Raw genomic sequence first — 22,728 nt, 5'->3', positions numbered from 1 at the left:
AATAGTGTGGATTGAGTTCGTAAAATGATCCAAATTGAGTGTTTTTGCGTAACAAACTAAAACAGACAATTTAGAGTCTAAATGTGCTGTTACTGAATCAGATCAATAGGTAGATAATTTTACAATGAGCCTAAGTCAAATTGATGCGATAGATACGTTGTTGGGGCAATACGCTTCTGGCGGTTTGTCAAAGCCTGCAAGTATATTAGTTGAAGCTCACCTTGAGTTGAAATCTGAAAATCGGAGATTTGTACGGGATTTGGAAACTGTGGCTGGTGGCGCCCTTGAGCAGTTGCAGCCAACAGATTTATTGGCGCCCTCCGATACATTAGCTGCCATATTTGCTTCATCTGGAGACGATATTGTCGATAATGAAAACATCATTCAATCCGGTAGTAATTCTACTCAATTACCGAGTTCTTTGCGCCGTTTTGTTGGTTATGATGTAGATGATATTCCTTGGCGCAGTAAGTTGCCTGGTTTCAAAGAATATGACCTTGGTGAAGTGGATGGGTGTCACGTAAATATGTTTTGGATCCGGCCCGGGCGTACTGTGCCGGCACATACCCACAAAGGGTGCGAGCTTTCCATTGTGCTTGATGGTGCATTTACCGACCAGCGCGGGCGTTTTGGCAAGGGTGATATCTCAATTGCTGATGCAAGTGTTGACCACAGACCAAAAGCAGGCTCAGATCGCCCTTGTATTGGGTTTGCTGTGCTTGAAGATGGTGTGAAATTGACAGGTTCATGGGGCCAACTCGTGGGCGATTTAATCGGATAGTACTCAAAAGCTGAGGACAAGTTCATGTCTATCTACAATGCTTCACCGTCAGACGGCGTTGCTTGGGTAACTGGTGCGAGTTCAGGTATTGGCCGCTCTGTTGCACTCCAACTTTGTTCCGAAGGTTACAATGTTGTTGCAACCGCACGTTCTGTTGATAAGCTTGAAGCACTAAAAAATGAGGCATCAAACCTTCGCGGCGAAATTATCGCGCGCGCAGGTGATGTAACAGACGCTGCTTCCATGAACGACATTGTTGGCAGTATTACCAACGAGCATGGGGCTATTTCGCTCGTTATATTAAACGCAGGTGTCTATATTCCGGTGAGTGGTAACAGTCTTAAAATTGAAGATTTTCAGAGTACGTTTTCTGTGAATCTCTATGGTGTTGTGAATGGTATGGTTCCAGCCATTGAGGCTATGAAAACTCAGGGATGGGGGCAGGTCGCAATTGTCTCATCGGTAACAGGTTATGGCGGTCTGCCAACAAGCGCGGCATATGGTGCAACAAAGGCTGCTGTTATCAATATGGCTGAAAGCCTAAAATTTGATTTGGACAAATTGAATATCCGAATTCAAGTTATCAATCCAGGCTTTGTTAAGACCGCTGCAACTGATCAGAATGATTTTAAAATGCCCGCGATTATACCCGCAGAAGAAGCAGCAAAACGCATCTCTGAAGGTTTGAAAAAAGACTGTTTCGAGATCACATTCCCCAAACGTTTTACCTATGTGCTTAAGTTTTTGAACCTGCTGCCGTACAAGCTATATTTTGCACTGGTTGGCAGGACGTCAAAATAAAAACTTCCTATATTTGGGGCGTTTGTACGCTTTGTCGCCTTTAAACCTAGTCGTTTGAATAAACAATTTGGCGTACATTGATCGTACCTGCTCGAAAACCTGCTTCACAATAATAGAGGTAAAACTCCCATAGCTTCTTAAAGCGATTATCAAATCCCAATGGTTTTATAGATTCCCACTTATCCCAGAAATGTTTGCGCCATTCTGCCAATGTTTTAGCATAATCAAGACCAAATGCTCTATTCGATTTTGTGGATAAACCGGAAACAGCGCCCAATTCTTCGATGGCATCGTCGGCAGGTAGCATTCCGCCGGGGAAAATGTATTTTTGAATGAAGTCGGGATTGTTTTTGTAGTGTTTGTAATTTCTTGGGTTTATGGTGATGATTTGCAAACCTGCTTTCCCGCCGGGTTTTAGGCAGTCTTTGACTTTATCAAAATATGTACGCCAATATTTCTCACCAACGGCTTCAAACATCTCAATTGAAATGACACGATCATATTTTTCGGTTTCATCGCGATAATCCTGGTACTTAAAGTCTACTTTGTGAGAAAGGCCAAGCTTATCTAGTCTTTCACGGGCATATTTCAATTGTTCCTGGCTGAGTGATAGGCCAGTTACGTGACAATCAAGTTCTTTAGCTGCATATTCTGCAAATCCACCCCAGCCACAGCCGATCTCAAGGATGCGATCACCTGGTTGAATGCCGGTGGCTTCTGCGAGTGCTTTATACTTAGCTTTTTGCGCAGTTGCTAAATCATTAGCGCCGTCTTCATAAAGTGCAGATGAATAGGTCATTGTTTCATCAAGCCACTGCGCATAAAAATCATTTCCCAAATCATAATGCGCAGAGATGTTCTTTCGAGCTTGCGTCTTGGTATTGGATCTCCAAGAGTGGCGCAAACGTTCAAAAAATCGAAGCAGACCTCGAGCATGCCGGGCAATTGTATCATCAACACCTTGGTTCATCGCCAGTACTGATAAAGCAGCGCCTGCATCAGGACTTTCCCAATCGCCATCAATATAGGATTCTCCGACACCAATGGTCGCATTAGTAAGTGCCTTATGTATCAAATTCCAATTATGTAGAATGAGTGTGCCTTCCGGTCCTGCATTTCTACCCTTTATAGTCACTCGACGACCATCGGGAATTTGCAAATTCAGAATACCATATTGCAGTTTGACCAATGAACGCAGGGCAATTTGTGCTCTTGCAGGTAAGCCTTTCACGAAGGTAGAAACATTTTCAGACGAAAGGTAATTTGCCGTTTTTTGTGTACCTTGGTCGGTTGCCATAGTTGACATTACATCATCTCCCTTTGAATACTGGATGCTCCCCAGCTCAAATTATTTTGAAGTACTTAAGATGTGCTTTTCTCGTGGCTCTTGCGCGGCACATATTTTAATCCCTTAAGCCAAAGCTTAAGTGCTTCAAAATGTATTCCACCAAGGATTTTCCACGTTAAAAGTGGTATTTGCAAGAAAAATCTTGCGAGATTTGCTGTTGAGAGGTGTGTTTGTGTACCCAAATATGTTGCCGACAATATCGGGATATCTTGTTGTTTCTCTATAATCCGCCAGCTCATTTTTTTATAAGGTTCTGACATAATAAAGAAATAACGCATGTCCATTTGCATGAATGGTGAGACATAAAAATTCTTGTCCACCTGTTGGCGGATATGATTATTTGTCGTGTCGTTCGAGTTGATTTCTAGTACATATAGGTGTTTCTCCCCGAATGTATTGCGCACTTCATAGATCATCGCACCAATTTTTTGGTTTTCCTTATAGATATAAAATACGGAAAGCGGATTAAATACACGTCCTAGTATGCGTGGATAGCAAGCAAGAAGAATTCTTGATGGTGTCCAACGAATGCTTTCTTCGTTTAGGCAGGCTTCGACGTGTTGTCGAAGCGTTCCTGTGCATCCCTTTACCATATGGTCTGAGGGGTAAAATGAAACTAAGTTGAAGCGGTTAATTGAAAATATTGATGACAGTTTGGAAGCCTGATCAAGTTGGTCGATATCAATCAACAGGGAGTAAACAGAGTACTGAAAACGATGTTGTCTTGGTGAAAGACGCGCGTGCATAACTTTGCCGTGGTAAAGCCACGCTGCGCTTTCGTTTATATCTCTATCTATCTCAAACATCTAATAAATTACGCATCTGCCCTTTGGGTGACGCCGCGTGCCTGCTCTTGTTTTTGCCAAGGCGCATATGCACCTAAAAGATTGGCAACATTAACAGCGCTTCGCAAACCATCTTCGTGAAATCCATTACCCGTCCAAGCACCAGCATACCACGTATTATTTTGACCCTGAATTTCACCCAAAATCTTATGTGCTTCACGAGTATTTGTGCCAAATTGAGGGTGATCGTATGTGAATTCTTTAAATGTCAGATCTGGTTTTGGTGCTGTTTTCGGGTTTAAGCTTACAAAAAGAGGTTTGCTGTGATCAATATTTTGCAACCGATTCATCCAGTAGGAAACAGATACATCCGCATCAATTGAATCTGATGTGGAGAATAAATAGTTCCAAGCGCCCCAAACTGCATTGCGCTTTGGCATCAAGTTTATATCCCTGTGCAGGTAAACTTTGTTTGGCGAGTAGGGGATTGCTGCTGCGATGCTTCGTTCGTCTTGTGTCGGGTTTTGAAGAATGGCCAGCATTTGATCTGTATGACATGCGAAAATAACATGGTCATATGTTTCTACATTGCCCTTGCTATCTGTAATTACTGATTTTCCATTTTCTCGCACTACACTTTGAACGCCACAACCAATCTTAATCCGGCCCTTCATTTGACCATGAAGTTTGTTGAGGTAGTTGCGACTACCGCCTGTTACGGTGCGCCAATCCTGGCCATGGCGGTGAACAAGGCGATGGTTTTCAAAGAAGTTGATAAAATTAGTTGCTGGAAACTCAAGCATTTTCTGTGCAGATGATGACCATATTGCCGCTGCTACTGGAACCAAATAGTTATTTTGAAAACTCTTAGAGTAACCTCGCCAAGCCAGATATTCACCAATTGATCTATCTTTGAGGTGTCCATCGTCTCGATCTTGGCGACAAAGGCCATTAAAGCGCATAATTTCGCGAAGCATTGTTAAAAATTCCCAACGGAAGATGTTTCGCTTTTGTGCAAGTAACATGCTCCATTTGTGGGCACCCCATTCAAATTCACCCTTGTTGCGAGAAACTGCAAAACTCATATTACTTTCTTGGGTTTTTATACCCAGATGATCAAAGAGGGCAGTAAGGTGAGGGTAGTTTGCTTCGTTATAGACTATAAAACCAGTATCGACTGAAATCGGCGTGCCGTCATAATCAATGTCTACTGTTGCCGTATGCCCACCTGCGATATTATTTTGCTCATATAGCGTCACATCATATGATTTATCCAAAATCCATGCAGCCCCGCTACCGGATATGCCTGAACCTATAACAGCAATTTTTTGCCCCATTTTTGGATCTTGGGGCGGGTTCGACATATGCAGATTCATGCAGCTTCCTTCATGCGCTGATAAGCGCTTAGTGCTCTATTTCTCGCTAAACTATGTTCAACAATTGGATGTGGGTAGTCTTTGCCAAGGGTGATGGATGCGGATTCTAACTCAGCATCTGATGCTTCCCATGGCGTATGAATGAATTTGTTGTTTAGATTTCTCAATTCAGGTAGATGTCTTCGAACATAAATACCGTCTGAATCAAATTTTTTTCCCTGAATAATTGGATTAAAAATTCGATAGTAGGGGCTTGCATCGGCACCAGAACCTGCAACCCATTGCCAGCTGGCAGCGTTGTTGGCTGGGTCGGCGTCAAGAAGCGTATCCCAGAACCATTGTTCACCAATTCGCCAGTCAATCAAAAGATGCTTGGTCAGGAACGAGGCTACAATCATCCGCACTCTGTTGTGCATGTAGCCCGTCTGCCAAAGTTCACGCATACCTGCATCAACAATTGGATAGCCAGTAAGCCCTTTCTTCCAACACTCAAGCCCATCTGAATTATCAGACCAATCAAAATTATCAAATTTAGAGTTGAAATTAGCATCACTAAGGTTTGGGTTATGAAAAAGCAGGTGATAGGAAAAATCTCTCCACCCGAGCTGCCGCCGAAATGCCTGCCCGCCATCCTTAGTAAGACTTTCACACCAGATTTGTCTGGGGGAAATTTCACCAAATGTCAGGTAAGGTGATAGCGAAGACGTACCGCTAAGAGCGGGAAAGTTGCGACTCTCCTTATAGTCTGATATTTGCCCAGCCAAAAATCGTTGCAGAGTTTTCTGTGCGGCATTTTCACCAGGTGTTGCAAATTCTGCAAAGCCTGAGGCCCAATTTGGATTTGCTGGACACAAGTTCCATTCTGTAAGCTTATCGCTCTCAATATCATGGTTTTGCTGAGGTAATGTATCAGGCTGCGGTATGGGGAGCGCGTCTGTCACTTCGATATCAAGTGCCTTCCAAAAGGGTGTAAAAACGCGAAAGGGAGTTCCTGATCTTGTTTGCAACTGTGTTGGTTCATGCAAAAGATGGCCTGAGAAGCTCTTTACGTCGATGCCTTCGTTTACGAAATTAGATTTGAGTGCGATATCTCTTTTAATGCAATCGGGTTCGTAGCGCCTGTTCCAGTATATACTGCCAGCATTAGTTTTCTTTATTAGTTGTTTTAATATGTTTGCTTCGTCACCTTTGCGAAGGATTAGCTTCCCACCTAATCGCTCTATATTCTCATTGAGTTTGTTGAGTGCGTGATGTAGCCACCATTTTTTGGCGAGACCTAACGCTCGTCCAGTATGTTCATCAAGTATATAGATGGGGATGATATTCTTGTGGCGGCATGCAGCAAAAAGTGCTGCATTATCATGTGTGCGAAGATCATTTCGAAACCACATGACCGCTGTGGCGCTTGTCTCACTCATATTTTCGCACCGCCTCAAACAAATGACATCTAACTAAATTACCAAACCTGAACTAAGCCCTTAGTTGGTTTTGTATTTTGTTTACGAGATAACGAGGAAGTTAGATCAAAAGTTTCACCACTTTTAGAAATAATAATAATTATTATTCCAAAAAGAGAAATGGCGAATATGGGGATTATACCAAAATGTACAGGAAAAGTACGACTTCAAGAAAATGGCTCCCCGAGCAAGATTCGAACTTGCGACCAATTGATTAACAGTCAACTGCTCTACCACTGAGCTACCGGGGAACATCGTCACATCAGACTGGAGCGGCTATAACAAATAGATATCTCATTTGCCAAGTCTTTTTATTCAAAAAAACAAATTATTCTCATCTGCCTTTGGAAATTGGGTATTTGATGCTCCATTTCTTCTTGTTTTTCGTTTGCATGGCCGCTGTTTAGATAAATCTTTTCTACTTATAATGTCATAATTTAGGTTGCATACGAATCTAGAGGTGGTTTTGTGTCCGTTTGATGAATCAGTTTGGCTAACATTTACTCGCAAATTTTAGCCTTATTTGATGATTGGATGGAAGATGGAAGTATTTGATCTTGGCATTCATCTATAAAATCTTCACAATTTTCGCTTTTATTGCACCTAAATAGGCTTGCAGATTTTTTGTTTTGAGCCTATAGCCTCCTCTGTCTTCTTCGCAAGCTTTGGAAACAGTTTAGTTTCTGTGGTTTAAATGAACCACAATTTGGTTGGGCCTCGTGGCGGAGTGGTGACGCAGCGGATTGCAAATCCGCGTACTCCGGTTCGATTCCGGACGAGGCCTCCAATCCCATTAATTTATTCATACTTTTCAACTGCTTAGAAAAGTTGTTACACATTATTACGTGCAACAAAATTATAGACGTTACACAATGCTTGCTGTTTTACCAGCTTTTCGGGCCGCTTTTGTTCTATTATAAGGTCTGAGTGTAGGGTTTTGCTTTTTTCGAATCAAGCCAACCAAATCAAACTATAAGCCCAAACTCCTCTACACCTTCATTTGCCATCTTGGTTGCAAGCCATTTTCCAACACTATGGGCTGTTATACCCTGAATTTCGACTTCTTTGAACCATTTTGATATGGCTTGAGACATGGCCTTCTCGCTTGCACAGGGCTTTCCCCGCTCTGTTGTAAGAAAATGAGCCTATTATCGCATCGCAATTCTTCTGCTAGGGTGGGATAAATATCAATTTCAATGCCCATGCTCGTTTTTTTGCGTCGTGAATTTGAGCTGGCAACCATTTAACTGCGGTTTCCTTAGCAATCTAAGATCAGAAACTCTAACGCCTGTGGCTGTGAGAAGGTCTATAGCTCATTTCGCGTTGTCCAAGCCCCCTATAATTGAGCCGTAAATTTTGTAAAATTCTACGAGATTTGAGGAGTGTTTTGATGGCCCGGAAGCGTTATTCAGATGAATATGTTTGGCGTTTGTACGTTTATCCTCTTGTTTCAGCATATTGGCGCTAGGGTTTTCGTAGGCTTTTTCGTGCTGTGTTGAGAACTAGGTTGTACAAATGTGTAAATAAATACAAAGCCTTGAAATATACATTTGTATATAAATAGTAAAATTGTTTGCAAATGAAACGGGTATCGAGTTCTGGACAAGACTAAGTAAATTGAATGTTTTCAATAGTGCCAGACAATCAGTTACTTTATTATGTGCAACAAAATATGTGAGTTTTACTTTAACTGTGTGCTTTAGTTACAAGTTGCGATAGTTTTGCCTTACCATCTAAACCGTTTTGAAAGATTATAATGAACAGTAAACCAATCAAAGAAAAAAGGGACACTTTAGCTATCGCAAAGGCGTCAGGATCTATCGTGCAAGCAATGGAAAAAAAGGGGATCTTTTCTAACTTTCACACGAATTTTGAAGACTTAAAAGTCAAAAGCAAACAGTTACAGGGCTATCATCAAACAGAACAATCTAGCATAGACTATTTTGATTTTATGAATAATGGGTTCTGGATATCATTAGCAGACAAAGATCAAAACATAGTAGGTATTCAAGCGGTCAGGCTTGACATGCTGGGTAGGGGGTCTTTAGCGGATATGTGGAGAATACAGCAACCTAGGATTTATGATGGTGGTGAGATAGGCAAAAATCATGCACCTATCGTTTTTGAGCTAACGGGCAATATTGCTTATCAGGGTGATATGTGGATTCATAAAAACGAACGCGATAATAATCTAGCTACGCTATTTACGCAGCTATGCATACTTCAAGCTCTTTTGAGATTTAAAGATCTAGATTACTTATATGGGTTTATGAGAGTGTCCTTGGCTAAGAAGGGGTTCCCATACAAAACAGGCTTCACCTATTGTGTTCCCAACGCTGTTGATTGGATTACTGAACCTAATGGGATAAATAGGATGGATACGTTAGTTGGTATTTCAGAGATAGATATCTATCATTTGGCAGAAGCAATTAACACTTATGGCCCAGAATCAGAGGTATATACCCAAGAAAAATAGGAATTTCGTATGGGTTTCTTCTTATAGAGAAAGTAAGGCGCTCATAGGTAAGCCCGTCACTGGCTTCGATCAAATCATAGTGGAACCCATTTTTTAAAGCTTGCTGATAGCCTGGTGCAGATATGATTTCCAGTTCGCTATTAGGTGTCCTGTTTTCCTTATGAATATTGTCCGCCCATTCGTCTCCCCACTCATCCCTTGCCGAAGAAAGGGGAGCTATATTCAATATCTTAGGCGCGAGATCATATTTGCACTCTGTGCCGCAGAGACTAAGATAAGGGAATATATTATTGAACCCTTCATTCATGGACCCGTTGCTCGACTTTATCCATTCAAAGCATTGAGCGTGAATTAAGTTATGCTGTTCGGCATTGAAAAGTAATTTACTAGGTAAATCAAAAACTTTAGCCATTAAAATAAGCCTAGTGAATTATTTTTTTAAAGTTTTTCAGTCGGATCTCTGAAATGATTTCAGTAAATAGTTCAATTATTAACATCTGATCGGGCGGCGATAATTGAGAACATTTGGTTGTCGCTCCTGAGTAATTGTAAATTTCATACTCCCTGAACTTTGTCCGCATTACCATAATCAACAAATTTTCTAACCCATAGCAAGCGATGTCAGCTAATAGCGTGTTTAACCGCTCTTGCTGCGTTCTATATCGTCCTGTAATCTGGAGTTGTGCTTTACTCATTGTCCACCCATAGGCGCAATGTAAGCAGATATATTGCAATTTGTCTATACACTAAATTTAGGGTATTTTCTTCATGATTTCAACTTTTGATCTGCTATTTTAGAATAATGATATGCAATATTTTTAGCTTCATTCTCTATATCAAGTTGCAAATCTCTTTCTTGCAGTTCGTTTCTATGAGCTTCGATCGATAGCATCAAAATATCAATTTCGAGTATAGGAACATAGTCATTTTTGACTATAGTTTCTTTGCCAGTATTCTTGCCGTGAAGAAGCCATTCTAAGGATACGCTAAACCTACGAGCGTATTGTGCAATTTCTTCCGCTTTTGGCTTCCGAGATCCATTTTCGTGTGACGCATATGTAGAGTATCCAATTGACAACGCGTCTGCCGCCGCTCGAGCTGTTTTGAAGCCGGCTTCTTTACGCGCATCGATTAATCTATCAGCAAGTAGCGTCACATTAGAATCTCCCTTTGTATCCTATATGAATAAAAAGTACACAAAAGTATATATTTATTATTCAAATATATATACTGGACATGACACATGAAATTGACATCCGAACATTTAGAAAATCACGGAATTGGTCTCAACGCAAGTTAGCAACAGAGATTGGTAGCCATTATCTGACTATTCCAGATGAGAGCCGGAGGAGGTGCCCAAAACTAATTCATCAGTTTGGCATGCATTGATTAAATTAGCGAATATGCCCTCCATTCAGAAGCCTGCAGAATGAGTAATGAAACACCGAACACCGGATATCCTTGGAATGTGAAGGTTGGCGATGAGCTTGTGTACTTTCATATTTGTGGCTGCGATGTGGTATGGAATATATTGTAAGGAGTCGTTAAATTGTAACTAATGAAAATGCGATTTTATCATCATAATCTTGTGATCAAGATTAAAAGCTTTGCCATGTGTGCATTTGCTCTCTTGAAACGTGCGAGTATGCAAAGTATTACGAGTGCAAAATAGTGTCTCGGAGAATCTACATGGATATTGATTTTGCAGCAATTCGCCAACAGATGGTTGATAATCAGGTTCGAACAACAGATGTGACAGAACATCGGTTGCTGGATGCTTTATTAAGTGTTCCTCGAGAAGACTTCGTACCGGAAGATAAGAAAGTACTTGCATATATTGATGCAGATATCGAACTTTCTACAGAAGGGCGGTATGTTCTTGAGCCCTCACCATTGGCAAAGCTTATTCAAGCTGCCGAAGTTCGAGCAAGTGAAAAAGTGTTAGAAGTTGGCGCTGGTTCCGGGTATGTCTCTGCTGTGTTATCTCATCTTGCAGATGAGGTTATTGCTTTGGAAGTTGATTCTGATTTGGTGATGCAGGCGAAAGATAACCTCACTGCTGGTGGCTATAATAATGTGTCTGTTGTTTCCGGCGATTTGGCTGCCGGACATAAGTCAAATGCGCCTTATGATCTGATCTTTGTAAATGGAGCTTTGGGTGTTGAGCCTGTGCAACTGTTTACTCAAATGGCCGAAGGTGGTCGGATGATTACGGTTATCGGATCTGGTGGAGCAGCGCAGGCGCTTTTATATGTGAAGGAAAACAATCAGATTTCCTCACGAAAACTGTTTAATATTTCAATACCTGCTTTGCCGGGTTTTGAAAAAGCAGCTGAATTTGTTTTTTAGTTCTGAAATGGAATTTATCTGTTGCGCTATGGCAACTCCTGTCCAGAACTGACGCTATATCTTAATTTCAATATTGCGCATGCTGTGTTTTAGGCTCATTGTTAGTAAAGCGTGTTTTCTGGCGAGTTAATAAATGTCATTTCATATCAAAAAGTATCTTCGATTAGCATTAGTTGCTACATTTCTTATGCCTGTTGGTGTTGGACATGCCGAATCTATTATTGGCGCAATGTCTCGTGCATACGACAATAATCCAGATTTAGCAGTGGCGCGGGCTGGTTTGCGTGCAACGGATGAGGGTGTCGCAATTGCAAAGTCTGGATATCGACCTGTAATCAACGGCTCGCTTGATGGAACTTATACCGATTCGAATGGCCAAACTATTCGCAATGCGACTGGAACGATCTCTATTACGCAAAAGCTTTTTGATGGATTTGCCACGAAGAACAATGTTAGGGTTGCTGAAGCTGGCGTATTTGCAGGGCGCGAAAATCTCCGTTCAACGGAAATTTCTATATTGCAATCCGCCGCTCAAGCTTATGCAAATTTAGCGCGAGATAATCAGATTGTTTCCATTCGTCGTAAAAATATTCGTTTTTTGCAAGAGCAACTAAATGCAGCGACGTCTCGCTTAAATGTAGGTGAGGGAACACGTACTGACGTAAGTCAAGCACGAGCTCAATTGGCGTCTGCAAAAGCACAACTAACAGGCGCTATTGCTCAAGCCAAATCGGCATCTGCGGTGTATGTGCAAATCATTGGAAGCGCGCCATCAAAAATTTCACAACCGAAAACAATAGCTCGTTTATTGCCTCGCTCGCTTGAAGCTGCAGTCTCACGAGGGCTTAGTTCTCACCCATCGGTATCTGCCGCGCAATATAATGTTGATGCAGCGGAGTTTCAGATTAATGCCAATAAAGCCGCTCTTCTCCCAGGAGTTAGCGTGACAGGAACGCTGACTGGGGTCGATGATAGTGTTCGAGGCCGATCTACTACGAAATCCGTGCGTGGTACAGTTTCGGTTCCCATTTATTCTGGTGGTGCGAATTATGCTAAAATTCGCCAATCTAAACAAACACTTGCACAGAGAAAAGCACAAGTAGAATCAACGCGCAGATCTGTTGAACAATCGATTGTTGCGAGCTGGGTTTCCTATGAATCTGCCGTGGCGACACTTGCCGCTAATCAAGCTGAGTTAAAGGCCGCACGATTGGCACTTAATGGCGTTGTGGAAGAGCGTAAAGTCGGTCAGCGGACAACGCTTGATGTTTTAAATGCTCAGCAGAGTGTTTTGCGAGCTCAAGAAAGCATTGTGCAAAATAGGCGCAATGCAGTTGTTTCCAGTTACTCAACTCTGGCTGCAATGGGTTTGTTGACAGTTGATTATTTGAAACTGCGCGTTAGCCGCTATAATCCGGATCGACACTATCAAGCTGTTAAAGATAAGTGGTTTGGTCTGAGAACGACTGACAATTAGTCTCGTTGTATGGCTCAGTTTATTTCCGCATTAACCTTGGTTGTTGATGATTACGATAAAGCAATTGCGTTTTATGTCGATGTTTTGGGTTTTAGTCTGATTGAGGATACCGTTCTTTCTGCGGAAAAACGATGGGTTGTCGTCCAGCCTGATTTCCCCGAATCGCAACATGCTGCATCACTTTTACTTGCCAAAGCAGATGGTGAAGAGCAAAGGGCAAGTATTGGCAATCAAACAGGTGGTCGTGTCGCTTTCTTTTTGAGAACCAATGATTTTCATAAAGATTATCAGACGTTGAAGGAAAAGGGAGTTTGCTTTTTGGAAGAGCCGCGTGCCGAGCCGTACGGACATGTTGTCGTTTTTGCTGATCCCTTTGGAAATAAGTGGGATCTTCTTGAGCATATTTGAACTACAGGATTGTAATATCTAAGTAAAAGTTGTGCATGACTTAATAATGTTTCATGCATGCGATATTAGATACATTCAATTTGATTTAATGTGATTCGTAATATTCATCTTGTTTTCATGTATTTTTAGGTGACTTAAATGGCTCAGACTTCAGGTAATCGTGACGAACCGTCGATGGAAGACATTCTTTCTTCCATCCGTAAAATCATTCAGAGTAATGAGGAAAAAGATGGCGGTAACTCTGAGCAACAGTTGGTGCAACAGGCGGTAGCTCAAACGCAAACCGAGGCCGCTGCTGGTGAACAAGCACCTCAGTCACAGAATACCGAAGTAAAACCTGAGAAAAAGTTGGTCGTTAGCCCAGTAGAAAAACCGGGCGAACCTGCGAAACCAGCTTCACCAACACAAAGTGATGTTTCAAAATCAGAAGCGGCGGTATCTGCGAGTGTAGGTGCTGAAGCTCATTCTGAACGTGGAGAGCTTACTGACGCGCCTGCACGAGCACCGCAAGCTGCCGTTCAAGCCCCAGAGGTGGCAAGTCCAGAAGAGCAGGATCCGGTTACCCCGGTAGAGGCGCCTGCGTCTACCGAACGGGAGATGGTTGCATCAACAGAGGCGGCAGTTGAAGCTCCTGTATCGCCAGAACCAACAGCGACATCAGAGCAAAAAATGGAGCCTGAATCCTCACCATCACTAGCTGCGCAAGTTGTAGCTTCGGCGCAAGAAGCGGGGGTTGAGCATGTTGTTGCTGCGTTGGAGGGAGAGCTAAATACATCTACATCTGAGGACAAAGCTTCTCCAGATGAGCCATTGAACAATGCTCCGGCGCTGCTTTCTACCGATTCTGGCGCGAAAGTCGCAGCTTCATTCGCTGCATTGGAGCAGTCCTTAGAAGATGTCGCAGACAAAAACCTTGAAACTATGACAACTGAAATGCTTCGTCCGATGCTTCAGGATTGGTTGGATGATAACCTGCCAAGTTTGGTTGAAAGACTGGTGCGTGAAGAAATTGAGCGCGTGGCGCGTGGCGGATAGTATTCGCTCTCGAAGGCACTAATTTTAATTGAGGTCGCCTGAGGCGGCCTTTTTATTTAGGGGTTTAAGAATTATTCTCCGTTTCCTCCTCCTTATGTTGACTTCTTAGTCTCGTTGAGATTTACGACATAGGATTATTCAAATCTCCATTGTTGGCGAGAAATATGCTTGAGAAAAACTATGATGCGGCCTCAGTAGAGCCGAAAATTGCAAAAACCTGGGATGAGGCGAACGCGTTTAAAGCGGGCGCTGGCGCAAAAGAGGGTGCCGAACCTTACTGCATCGTGATACCGCCACCAAATGTGACAGGCTCGTTGCATATGGGGCACGCGCTTAATAATACTTTGCAGGATATTCTTGTTCGTTTTGAGCGAATGCGCGGCAAAGATGTTTTGTGGCAACCGGGTATGGATCATGCAGGTATTGCAACACAAATGGTTGTCGAGCGAAAACTGGCAGAAAGTGGTGCCAATGAAACGCGTCGTCAAATGGGTCGTGAAAAGTTCATTCAAAAAGTTTGGGAATGGAAAGAAGAGTCCGGTGGTACGATCTTCAACCAACTTAAGCGTCTTGGTGCGTCGTGCGATTGGTCGCGCGAACGGTTCACAATGGATGAGGGGCTTTCCAAAGCAGTTCTAGAGGTCTTCGTCACACTTTACAATGAAGGTCTGATTTACCGCGGCAAGCGGCTGGTAAACTGGGATCCAAAATTTGAGACCGCGATTTCTGACCTTGAGGTCGAGAATATCGAAGTCGACGGCCATATGTGGCATTTCAAATATCCACTCGCAGATGGCGCAACATATGAATATGTTGAAAAAGATGAGGATGGGAATGTAACGCTTCGCGAAACACGTGATTATATTTCGATCGCAACAACACGTCCCGAAACAATGTTGGGTGATGGTGCGGTGGCTGTTCATCCATCTGATGAGCGTTATGCGCCCATTGTCGGAAAACTATGCGAAATACCTGTTGGTCCAAAAAAACACCGTCGCCTCATTCCAATTATTATCGATGAATATCCTGATAAGGACTTTGGTTCTGGTGCTGTTAAGATTACCGGTGCCCATGATTTTAACGATTATCAAGTTGCAAAGCGTAATGATATTCCACTTTATCGATTGATGGATGTAACAGCTGGCATGCGGGCAGATGGCGCGCCATATGCTGAGGAATCAGCCAAAGCAATGGCGCTTGTCAAAGCAAGTGGCAAACCTGACGAGAACTATGTGGACAGCATTAATCTGGTGCCGGATGAATATCGTGGTTTGGATCGCTTGGAAGCTCGTAAACGGGTTGTCGCGGATGTAACCTCGGAAGGTCTTGCTGTTATGGCAAAAGACGAGGAGGGCAATGCGATCCCGCTCGTTGAAAACAACAAAATGATGCAGCCTTTCGGTGATCGTTCTGGTGTGGTTATTGAGCCTATGCTCACTGACCAATGGTTTGCTGATGCGGAGACGCTCGCAAAACCAGCTTTGGCATCGGTTAAAGAAGGCCGCACGAACTTCGTTCCAAAGACTTGGGAGAATACATATTTTAACTGGATGGAAAATATCCAGCCATGGTGTATTTCTCGCCAACTTTGGTGGGGACATCAAATTCCTGCATGGTACGGGCCAAATCGACGGCGCGTCGCTCTCTTTGGCCAGCAAGGCTATGATGAAACTAAGGATTTTCCTAGTGAAGTTTTTGTTGGCAAAGATGAAGCTGACATTGTCCAACAGGCGAAAGATATTTATGGCGAATCTATTAATGTCGCGTTCGGTGAGCTTATTGGGTATGAATTTTCCAATGATAGTGTGAACGGCATCACACTTGTGCGTGATGAAGATGTTCTCGATACATGGTTCTCCTCTGCACTTTGGCCATTCTCAACATTAGGTTGGCCTGTTGATACCGAGGAAGTAAAAAAATATTATCAAACCGATGTGCTTGTCACGGGCTTTGATATCATCTTCTTCTGGGTGGCACGGATGATGATGGCTGGTCTTCATTTCATGAAAGATGAAGATGGTACGCCCATTGAGCCATTCCATACGGTTTACGTCCATGCGCTTGTTCGTGATAAGCATGGCGCAAAGATGTCAAAGTCAAAAGGCAATGTTATTGACCCTTTAGACCTGATTGATGAGTACGGTGCCGATTCCTTGCGTTTCACGCTTGCGATTATGGCGGCTCAGGGTAGGGATGTAAAACTCGATCCTCAACGTATTGAAGGTTATCGCAATTTCGGTACTAAACTATGGAATGCAACACGATTTGCCGAAATGAATGGTGCAGAACTTGATGCCTCCTTTAGGCCTGAAAGTGCAAAGTTGCAGGTTAACCGGTGGGTTCTAACTGAGCTTTCCGGCACAGTTGCTGAGGTGACCAAACAGATTGAGGCTTATCGCTTTAATGATGCAGCCAGTGCGATCTATAAGTTTACTTGGAACCTTGTTTGTGATTGGTATCTTGAGCTTTTAAAACCTGTTTTCCAGGGTGATGACGAAGATGCAAAGGCTGAGGCTCGTGCGTGCGTTGCTTATGTTTTGAACTCTATTTATCGTCTTCTGCATCCGTTTATGCCTTACATGACGGAAGAGCTTTGGTCTGTTTCAGAAGCTGGGCAAGCCTCATCCGGTTTGCTTTGTCATGCTGAGTGGCCGATACCTGAACTAAGTGATGATATTGCTGCGGCAGAAATCAATTGGTTGATTGATCTTGTGTCGGGTCTGCGTTCTGTTCGATCTGAAATGAATGTACCACCATCATCGAAGGCGCCGCTGCATGTTGCTGAATTTGATGATGCAACACGCGAGAAGCTGTTACGCCATGAACCTGCCATTCGTCAGCTTGCGCGAGTAGAAAATATTCAGGTAGATGGTCAAACTCCAAAAGGTTCCGCGCAGATTGTGGTTGCGGAAGTAACTTATAGTCTACCTCTTGGTGCACTGCTTGACCTTGATGTCGAAAAAGCTCGCTTGGAAAAGGCAATTGGCAAAGTTGACGTGGATTTGGGCAAGGTTAAAAATAAGCTTGGCAATGAAAGGTTTATTGCAAATGCGCGCCCGGATGTGGTCGAGGCTGAGCATGCCCGTCTTGCGGAACTTGAAGGTAAGATAGCCAAGTTGAATGAAGCACTTCAGCGCGTTCTAGATGCTGGTTAGAAGAAGCTTGTTGAAGAAATCTGATGCTGCATATTGTCAAATCATTGGCATTGCTGTTTAAAGGTTTGTGAGGTTTTGGTGTTGCAATATCGCAACATCATATTGGGGAATCTATTTTCATGGGCGCGACAGAGCGCTTTGCCTATTTCCGGCCACAAATGAAGCCCAGATCTATGCTTGGCTTCTTTTGCATGTTGGAAGAAGTTTGATTGAGGACATAAATGACATCTAAATTTGATAAATCGAAATTACCAAGTCGCCATACAACAGTTGGACCAGCTAAAGCGCCACATCGTTCATATTTATATGCGATGGGTCTTTCGACCGAGGAAATTGCGCAACCACTTGTTGGTGTTGCATCCTGCTGGAATGAAGCTGCGCCTTGTAACATTTCGCTGATGCGTCAAGCTCAAGTTGTTAAAAAAGGTGTTGCTGCGGGTAAGGGGACGCCGCGCGAATTCTGCACAATTACAGTGACAGACGGTATTGCTATGGGGCATCAAGGCATGAAATCCTCGCTAGCTTCACGCGAAGTGATTGCCGATTCTGTGGAACTAACAATGCGTGGCCACTGTTATGATGCGCTTGTTGGTCTTGCTGGTTGCGATAAGTCTCTTCCCGGCATGATGATGTCAATGATCCGTTTGAATGTTCCGTCAGTCTTCATTTATGGCGGCTCTATCCTCCCAGGTTCATTCCGCGGTCAGGAAATTACTGTTCAGGATGTATTTGAAGCCGTTGGTAAGCACTCTGTTGGTGATATGAGCGATGAGGATCTCGCTGAAATTGAGCAGGTTGCTTGTCCATCTGCGGGTTCATGTGGTGCGCAATTTACTGCGAACACGATGGCGACAGTGGCCGAAGCTATTGGTTTGGCATTGCCATATTCATGTGGTGCGCCGGCGCCTTATGAAATCCGTGATAAATTTAGTTTTGCCGCTGGCGAAAAAGTCATGGAGCTAATTGAGAAAAATATTCGTCCACGCGATATCATTACACGCAAGTCGCTTGAAAATGCTGCTGCGGTGGTTGCTGCTTCTGGTGGATCGACAAATGCTGCTCTTCACCTGCCTGCAATGGCGCATGAAGCTGGTATTGAGTTTGATTTGTTTGATGTGGCTGAAATTTTTAAGAAAACGCCATATATTGCCGATCTAAAACCGGGCGGTAAATATGTAGCAAAAGATATGTTTGAAGCTGGTGGTATACCACTGCTGATGAAGACGCTTCTTGAGCACGACTATCTCCACGGCGACTGTATGACAGTCACAGGTCGCACAATAGCGGAAAATATGGAAAGTGTGAAGTGGAACGACAAACAAGACGTTGTTTATCCTGCCAATAAACCTCTTACAAAAACGGGTGGTGTTGTTGGTCTCAAAGGTAATCTGGCCGAAGACGGCGCGATTGTAAAAGTCGCAGGTATGGCTGTTCAGCAGTTCTCAGGTCCAGCGCGTTGTTTCGATTCTGAAGAAGAGTGCTTCAAAGCAGTTTCAAATAAGGACTATAAAGAAGGTGAAGTTCTGGTCATTCGTTATGAAGGACCAAAAGGCGGACCGGGTATGCGCGAGATGCTATCTACCACTGCTGCGCTGTATGGTCAGGGTATGGGCGACAAGGTTGCGCTTATCACGGATGGTCGTTTTTCTGGTGCGACACGCGGCTTTTGTATTGGTCATGTTGGTCCAGAAGCCGCTGTTGGCGGTCCGATCGGCCTGTTGAAGGATGGTGACATCATTGCAATTGATGCTGTTGAAGGTACACTAAATGTTCAGCTTTCTGATGCAGAATTAGAAGAAAGACGGAAAGAGTGGAAGCCTCGTGAGACTGATTACGCAGCAGGTGCATTGTGGAAATATGCACAGACTGTGGGGCCTGCAGTCGATGGTGCTGTTACTCACCCAGGTGGAGCGAAAGAAAAACATACTTATGCGGATATCTAAATCTAAATTTGCTCAAGTTGCACTTTTGAAACTGGCGATAGCAGTATCGTCAGTTACTTTGGTGTCGAATGCTTACGCGTTCGACCCAAAGAAAAAGGACGAAGTGAGCGAAGAACAAGGTCCACTGGATTTGTTCAAATTTGGGTTTAAAGCATATAAAAACGGTGAGAAAAAACGCGCTATTGAAGCCTATCAATATGCCGCTGATAAAGGACATCGTGGTGCTCGATGGGCATTGGCCAATATGTATGCCTTCGGTGATGGCGTTCAAGAAGATGATTATGAGGCCTTCAAGAACTACGAGAAGATTGCTCGTCAGGGTGTAGAGCCTGGTTCAGAAGATGTTGGATATTTTGTTCATGCTTTGATGGCTTTGGCGAATTATTATGAGCGGGGTATTCCCGGAAGCCCTGTTAAAGTTAATGCAAAAACGGCAAAGCAATTTTATTTCCAAGCAGCTTCCGCTTTTGGCTTCCCCGAAGCCCAATATCGTCTGGGTCAGATGATTTTGGATGGTAAGGGTGGTGGCCGTAGTTTACGACAGGCAAAAAAATGGCTTAATCGAGCCAGAGCGGGTGGCCACCCGGCTGCGGCGGCAGTTTATGGTAATATATTGTTTGAAGAAGGTAAGTCGGTCCACGGACTTGCTTTGATCACGGCGGCCCATGAACGTGCGACACCTAACGATAGAGTGTGGATCCAAACCCTACAGGAGCAAGCATTTTCTCTTGCCGATGAAGCGGATCGCAGAACAGCTATCTTACTTGCGCAAGATATGATCGATAAGGGTAAGTTCTAAAAGAACTTGTTTAAGCGTTTAAATACGCTGCTACTGGCACGTGATCCGATGGTTTTTCCCAAGCACGGACATGCTTTTCCACTTCAACAGAAGCTAACATATTTGCAGCCTCAGGCGAGAGCATGAGGTGATCGATGCGGATACCGTTGTTTTTTTGCCATGCGCCAGCTTGATAATCCCAGAATGTGTAGGTTTTTTCCTCGTCATTGACGTTTCGCAACGCATCCGTGAAGCCGAGATTAACGAACTTGCGGTATGCTTCGTGAGATTCGGGCCTGAAAGCCGCATCGCCTTCCCAGTCTGATGGATTCTTGCAATCGTGTGGTTCAGGAATAATGTTATAATCACCTGCAAGCACAAGTGGTTCTTCAAGTGCCATGCGCTCTTCTGCAAAAGTTTCAAGTCGCGCCATCCAGTTGAGCTTGTATGGATATTTCTCGGTTTCAACAGGATTACCGTTGGGCAAGTATAGAGATACAACGCGAATTACGCCTTTATCAGTCGCATAAACGCCTTCGATAAAACGGGCCTGTTCATCTGTGTCATCACCTGGTAGGCCGCGATTAACTTCGTCAGGACTTATCTTGGAGATGAGTGCGACGCCATTGAACCCTTTTTGGCCATGTGTTTCGACATGATAGCCAAGTGCTTCGATCTCTTCACGCGGGAAATTTTCATCAACGGATTTGATCTCTTGTAGGCATGCAATATCTGGTTGGGATTCTTGCAACCATATTTTCAAGTTTTCGATACGCGCTTTAATGCCGTTAATGTTCCAAGTTACAATTTTCATATGGAAAAACTTGTTCCGCAGCCGCAAGATGCAATTGCATTAGGGTTTTTGATTTGAAAAGATTGTCCCATAAGATCGTCAACAAAATCAATCTCTGATCCACTCATATAGACAAGAGATAGGTTATCGATCAAAATGCGAGCATTGCCTTTTTCCAAAATAAGATCATCGTCACCTTGGCCATCAACCAAATCAAATTTATAGGAAAAACCAGAGCAGCCACCGCCTTCGACAGAAACACGCAAGGCGGACTTGTCAGTTTGGTCAGAGAGAATTTTCTCGATTCGATTAAACGCGTTATCAGAAACGGTTACATTTGCTTCTTGGGTCATATCTGCACCTCACTTTGTTCAAATTCAAAGCTTAGAACTCATTAATTTATTGTATATTTCTGCTATATAGGTATGTGCAGCTTAGGCAAACGTCAATGGTAGCCAAAGTGAAAAGATGTTGTGAATTGAAAGTAGGCCAATTTTGACGAAAATTGATAGGGATGAACTTGGCTTTGGAGTCGGGGCGAGGGCGGTTTATGCTGAACAAGCGCACAATAGTCGAGGCCGCCTCTATCCTGAGGATGAAAGTTTAACGCGATCTCCTTTTCAGCGTGATCGTGATCGTATTGTTCATTCTACCGCATTTCGGCGCTTGAAGCATAAGACACAAGTATTTATTGCTCATGAAGGTGATCATTATCGCACCCGTTTGACCCATACAATTGAAGTATCGCAAATAGCACGTGCATTGGCGCGGGCACTTAAGTTGGACGAGGATTTGGCCGAAGGTGTGGCGCTCGTGCATGATTTTGGTCACACACCCTTCGGTCACACGGGTGAGGATGCGCTTAATGAGCTGCTAAAACAATATGGTGGTTTTGATCATAATGCACAGTCACTGCGAATCGTTGCCAAATTAGAACGACGATATGCGGAGTTTGATGGGCTTAACCTAACATGGGAAAGCCTTGAAGGATTAGTCAAGCATAATGGTCCTTTATGCGATAAAAACCGAGAAAATGATGAAGAGATACCGCTTGCCATTCGTAATTATAATCAACTTCATGATCTATGGCTCTGGAGCCATGCCAGTTTAGAAGCTCAATCCGCAGCGATCGCCGATGACATAGCCTACAACACGCATGATATTGATGATGGGCTTCGCTCTGGTTTGCTAACTCATGATATGTTGGAAGATGTTCCATTTCTGGCTGATCTTATAAGAGAAGTGAAAGATAAGTATCCGCATCTTGATGACGAGCGTCTCACGCATGAAATGACGCGCCGTCAAATCACACGTATGGTTGAAAATGTTATTTTGACTGCGCAATCAAATTTGAAGCGAATACGACCGCAAAGCGTTGACGATGTGCGAAAAGCTGGTGAGACAATCGTCGGATTTAATGAAGAAATGGTACTGATTGATAAATCACTTAAAAAATTTCTATTTGCGAATGTTTATCGTCATGAAAGTGTCTTGGAGAAGCGTGAGCAAGTTTCCAAAGTTGTGAGAAATTTGTTTTCAGCATTCATGAATGATCCAACGCTTATGTCTGGTGCTCGTTGGGTCGATGGGCTTGATAGATTAAATGAGGAAGCAAAGGCGAGGCATGTTGGTGATTATCTAGCAGGCATGACAGATAATTTTGCACTTGATCAACATGCACGTTTGTTTGACCAATAATGAAATATGCTTTAGGCAGCCCATAACGCTGAAATTCAGCACTCTATGAGTAAGTCTTACTAAAATTC

20 protein-coding genes and 2 tRNA genes are annotated in these 22,728 nt (G+C 43.4%); 12 read left to right on the top strand and 10 right to left on the bottom strand.

The window, feature by feature from the left end; all coding sequences use genetic code 11:
- The first annotated feature begins 124 nt into the window (after window positions 1–124).
- Window positions 125–781 (top strand): ChrR family anti-sigma-E factor, encoded by a 657-nt coding sequence (locus G3W54_RS06935; protein WP_162652359.1) that lies wholly within the window; start codon window positions 125–127, stop codon window positions 779–781.
- Window positions 782–805: 24 nt separating this feature from the next.
- A complete protein-coding gene (locus G3W54_RS06930) occupies window positions 806–1,582 on the top strand; it encodes an SDR family NAD(P)-dependent oxidoreductase (protein ID WP_162652358.1) in 777 nt (258 codons plus the stop codon).
- Between the two features lie 46 nt (window positions 1,583–1,628).
- Here the strand turns inward: G3W54_RS06930 and G3W54_RS06925 are convergent, their stop codons facing one another.
- From G3W54_RS06925 to G3W54_RS06905, 5 genes are all read right to left on the bottom strand, one after another.
- A complete protein-coding gene (locus G3W54_RS06925; protein WP_162652357.1) occupies window positions 1,629–2,888 on the bottom strand; it encodes a cyclopropane-fatty-acyl-phospholipid synthase family protein in 1,260 nt (419 codons plus the stop codon).
- Window positions 2,889–2,944: 56 nt separating this feature from the next.
- A complete protein-coding gene (locus tag G3W54_RS06920) occupies window positions 2,945–3,736 on the bottom strand; it encodes a DUF1365 domain-containing protein (protein WP_162652356.1) in 792 nt (263 codons plus the stop codon).
- Window positions 3,737–3,744: 8 nt separating this feature from the next.
- A complete protein-coding gene (locus G3W54_RS06915) occupies window positions 3,745–5,091 on the bottom strand; it encodes an FAD-dependent oxidoreductase (protein WP_244627849.1) in 1,347 nt (448 codons plus the stop codon).
- The gene (locus G3W54_RS06910) at window positions 5,088–6,509 is read right to left on the bottom strand and encodes a deoxyribodipyrimidine photo-lyase (RefSeq protein ID WP_162652355.1); all 1,422 of its coding nucleotides are present in this window, start codon (window positions 6,507–6,509) and stop codon (window positions 5,088–5,090) included. Before G3W54_RS06910 ends, G3W54_RS06915 begins: the two co-directional genes overlap by 4 nt.
- A gap of 215 nt (window positions 6,510–6,724) precedes the next feature.
- A tRNA-Asn gene (locus tag G3W54_RS06905) sits at window positions 6,725–6,799 on the bottom strand.
- A 462-nt stretch (window positions 6,800–7,261) separates the two neighbouring features.
- Between G3W54_RS06905 and G3W54_RS06900 the strand changes: the two genes are divergently transcribed.
- Window positions 7,262–7,335, top strand: a tRNA-Cys gene (locus tag G3W54_RS06900).
- A 178-nt stretch (window positions 7,336–7,513) separates the two neighbouring features.
- On the opposite strand, the gene G3W54_RS19355 is transcribed toward G3W54_RS06900, so the two are convergent.
- Window positions 7,514–7,642 (bottom strand): hypothetical protein, encoded by a 129-nt coding sequence (locus G3W54_RS19355; RefSeq protein ID WP_256366910.1) that lies wholly within the window; start codon window positions 7,640–7,642, stop codon window positions 7,514–7,516.
- Between the two features lie 662 nt (window positions 7,643–8,304).
- Between G3W54_RS19355 and G3W54_RS06895 the strand changes: the two genes are divergently transcribed.
- Window positions 8,305–9,024 (top strand): hypothetical protein, encoded by a 720-nt coding sequence (locus G3W54_RS06895; RefSeq protein ID WP_162652354.1) that lies wholly within the window; start codon window positions 8,305–8,307, stop codon window positions 9,022–9,024.
- On the opposite strand, the gene G3W54_RS06890 is transcribed toward G3W54_RS06895, so the two are convergent.
- Window positions 8,978–9,436: a hypothetical protein gene (locus G3W54_RS06890; RefSeq protein WP_162652353.1), complete on the bottom strand. Its 459-nt coding sequence runs from the start codon at window positions 9,434–9,436 to the stop codon at window positions 8,978–8,980. The genes G3W54_RS06895 and G3W54_RS06890 overlap by 47 nt on opposite strands.
- 354 nt (window positions 9,437–9,790) lie before the next feature.
- Window positions 9,791–10,180, bottom strand: coding sequence for a helix-turn-helix transcriptional regulator (locus G3W54_RS06885; protein WP_162652352.1), 390 nt, complete (start codon window positions 10,178–10,180; stop codon window positions 9,791–9,793).
- Window positions 10,181–10,719: 539 nt separating this feature from the next.
- On the opposite strand from G3W54_RS06885, the gene G3W54_RS06880 reads away from it, so the two are divergent.
- The 7 genes from G3W54_RS06880 (at window position 10,720) to G3W54_RS06850 (ending at window position 20,190) form a co-directional block, all read left to right on the top strand.
- On the top strand, window positions 10,720–11,373 hold the full coding sequence (locus G3W54_RS06880; RefSeq protein ID WP_174244242.1) for a protein-L-isoaspartate O-methyltransferase: 654 nt from the start codon (window positions 10,720–10,722) through the stop codon (window positions 11,371–11,373).
- 133 nt (window positions 11,374–11,506) lie between these two features.
- Entirely contained in the window at window positions 11,507–12,850 is a 1,344-nt protein-coding gene (locus G3W54_RS06875) for a TolC family outer membrane protein (RefSeq protein ID WP_162652350.1), read from the top strand.
- A 9-nt stretch (window positions 12,851–12,859) separates the two neighbouring features.
- Window positions 12,860–13,258 carry a VOC family protein gene (locus tag G3W54_RS06870; protein WP_162652349.1) on the top strand — a complete coding sequence of 133 codons (399 nt, stop codon included), beginning with the start codon at window positions 12,860–12,862 and terminating at the stop codon, window positions 13,256–13,258.
- 138 nt (window positions 13,259–13,396) lie between these two features.
- A complete protein-coding gene (locus G3W54_RS06865; protein ID WP_162652348.1) occupies window positions 13,397–14,293 on the top strand; it encodes a DUF2497 domain-containing protein in 897 nt (298 codons plus the stop codon).
- Window positions 14,294–14,457: 164 nt separating this feature from the next.
- Complete coding sequence (locus G3W54_RS06860; RefSeq protein WP_162652347.1) at window positions 14,458–17,448, top strand: valine--tRNA ligase; 2,991 nt, start codon at window positions 14,458–14,460, stop codon at window positions 17,446–17,448.
- Window positions 17,449–17,669: 221 nt separating this feature from the next.
- Window positions 17,670–19,391 carry a dihydroxy-acid dehydratase gene (ilvD, locus tag G3W54_RS06855; RefSeq protein ID WP_162652346.1) on the top strand — a complete coding sequence of 574 codons (1,722 nt, stop codon included), beginning with the start codon at window positions 17,670–17,672 and terminating at the stop codon, window positions 19,389–19,391.
- Entirely contained in the window at window positions 19,378–20,190 is an 813-nt protein-coding gene (locus G3W54_RS06850; protein WP_162652345.1) for a tetratricopeptide repeat protein, read from the top strand. The genes ilvD and G3W54_RS06850 overlap by 14 nt, the downstream gene beginning before the upstream one ends.
- A 10-nt stretch (window positions 20,191–20,200) precedes the next feature.
- Here G3W54_RS06850 and xth read toward each other — a convergent pair whose 3' ends face one another.
- Both xth and erpA read right to left on the bottom strand, forming a co-directional pair.
- On the bottom strand, window positions 20,201–20,983 hold the full coding sequence (gene xth, locus G3W54_RS06845; protein ID WP_162652344.1) for an exodeoxyribonuclease III: 783 nt from the start codon (window positions 20,981–20,983) through the stop codon (window positions 20,201–20,203).
- A complete protein-coding gene (gene erpA, locus G3W54_RS06840) occupies window positions 20,980–21,315 on the bottom strand; it encodes an iron-sulfur cluster insertion protein ErpA (RefSeq protein WP_162652343.1) in 336 nt (111 codons plus the stop codon). The genes xth and erpA overlap by 4 nt, the downstream gene beginning before the upstream one ends.
- A 151-nt stretch (window positions 21,316–21,466) precedes the next feature.
- Here erpA and G3W54_RS06835 point away from each other — a divergent pair, with 151 nt between their 5' ends.
- Entirely contained in the window at window positions 21,467–22,660 is a 1,194-nt protein-coding gene (locus tag G3W54_RS06835) for a deoxyguanosinetriphosphate triphosphohydrolase (RefSeq protein WP_162653598.1), read from the top strand.
- Window positions 22,661–22,728: the final 68 nt, after the last annotated feature.

The organism is Lentilitoribacter sp. Alg239-R112 (assembly GCF_900537175.1).
Classification (GTDB): domain Bacteria; phylum Pseudomonadota; class Alphaproteobacteria; order Rhizobiales; family Rhizobiaceae; genus Lentilitoribacter.
This window is presented reverse-complemented; position numbering and strand designations above follow the sequence as displayed.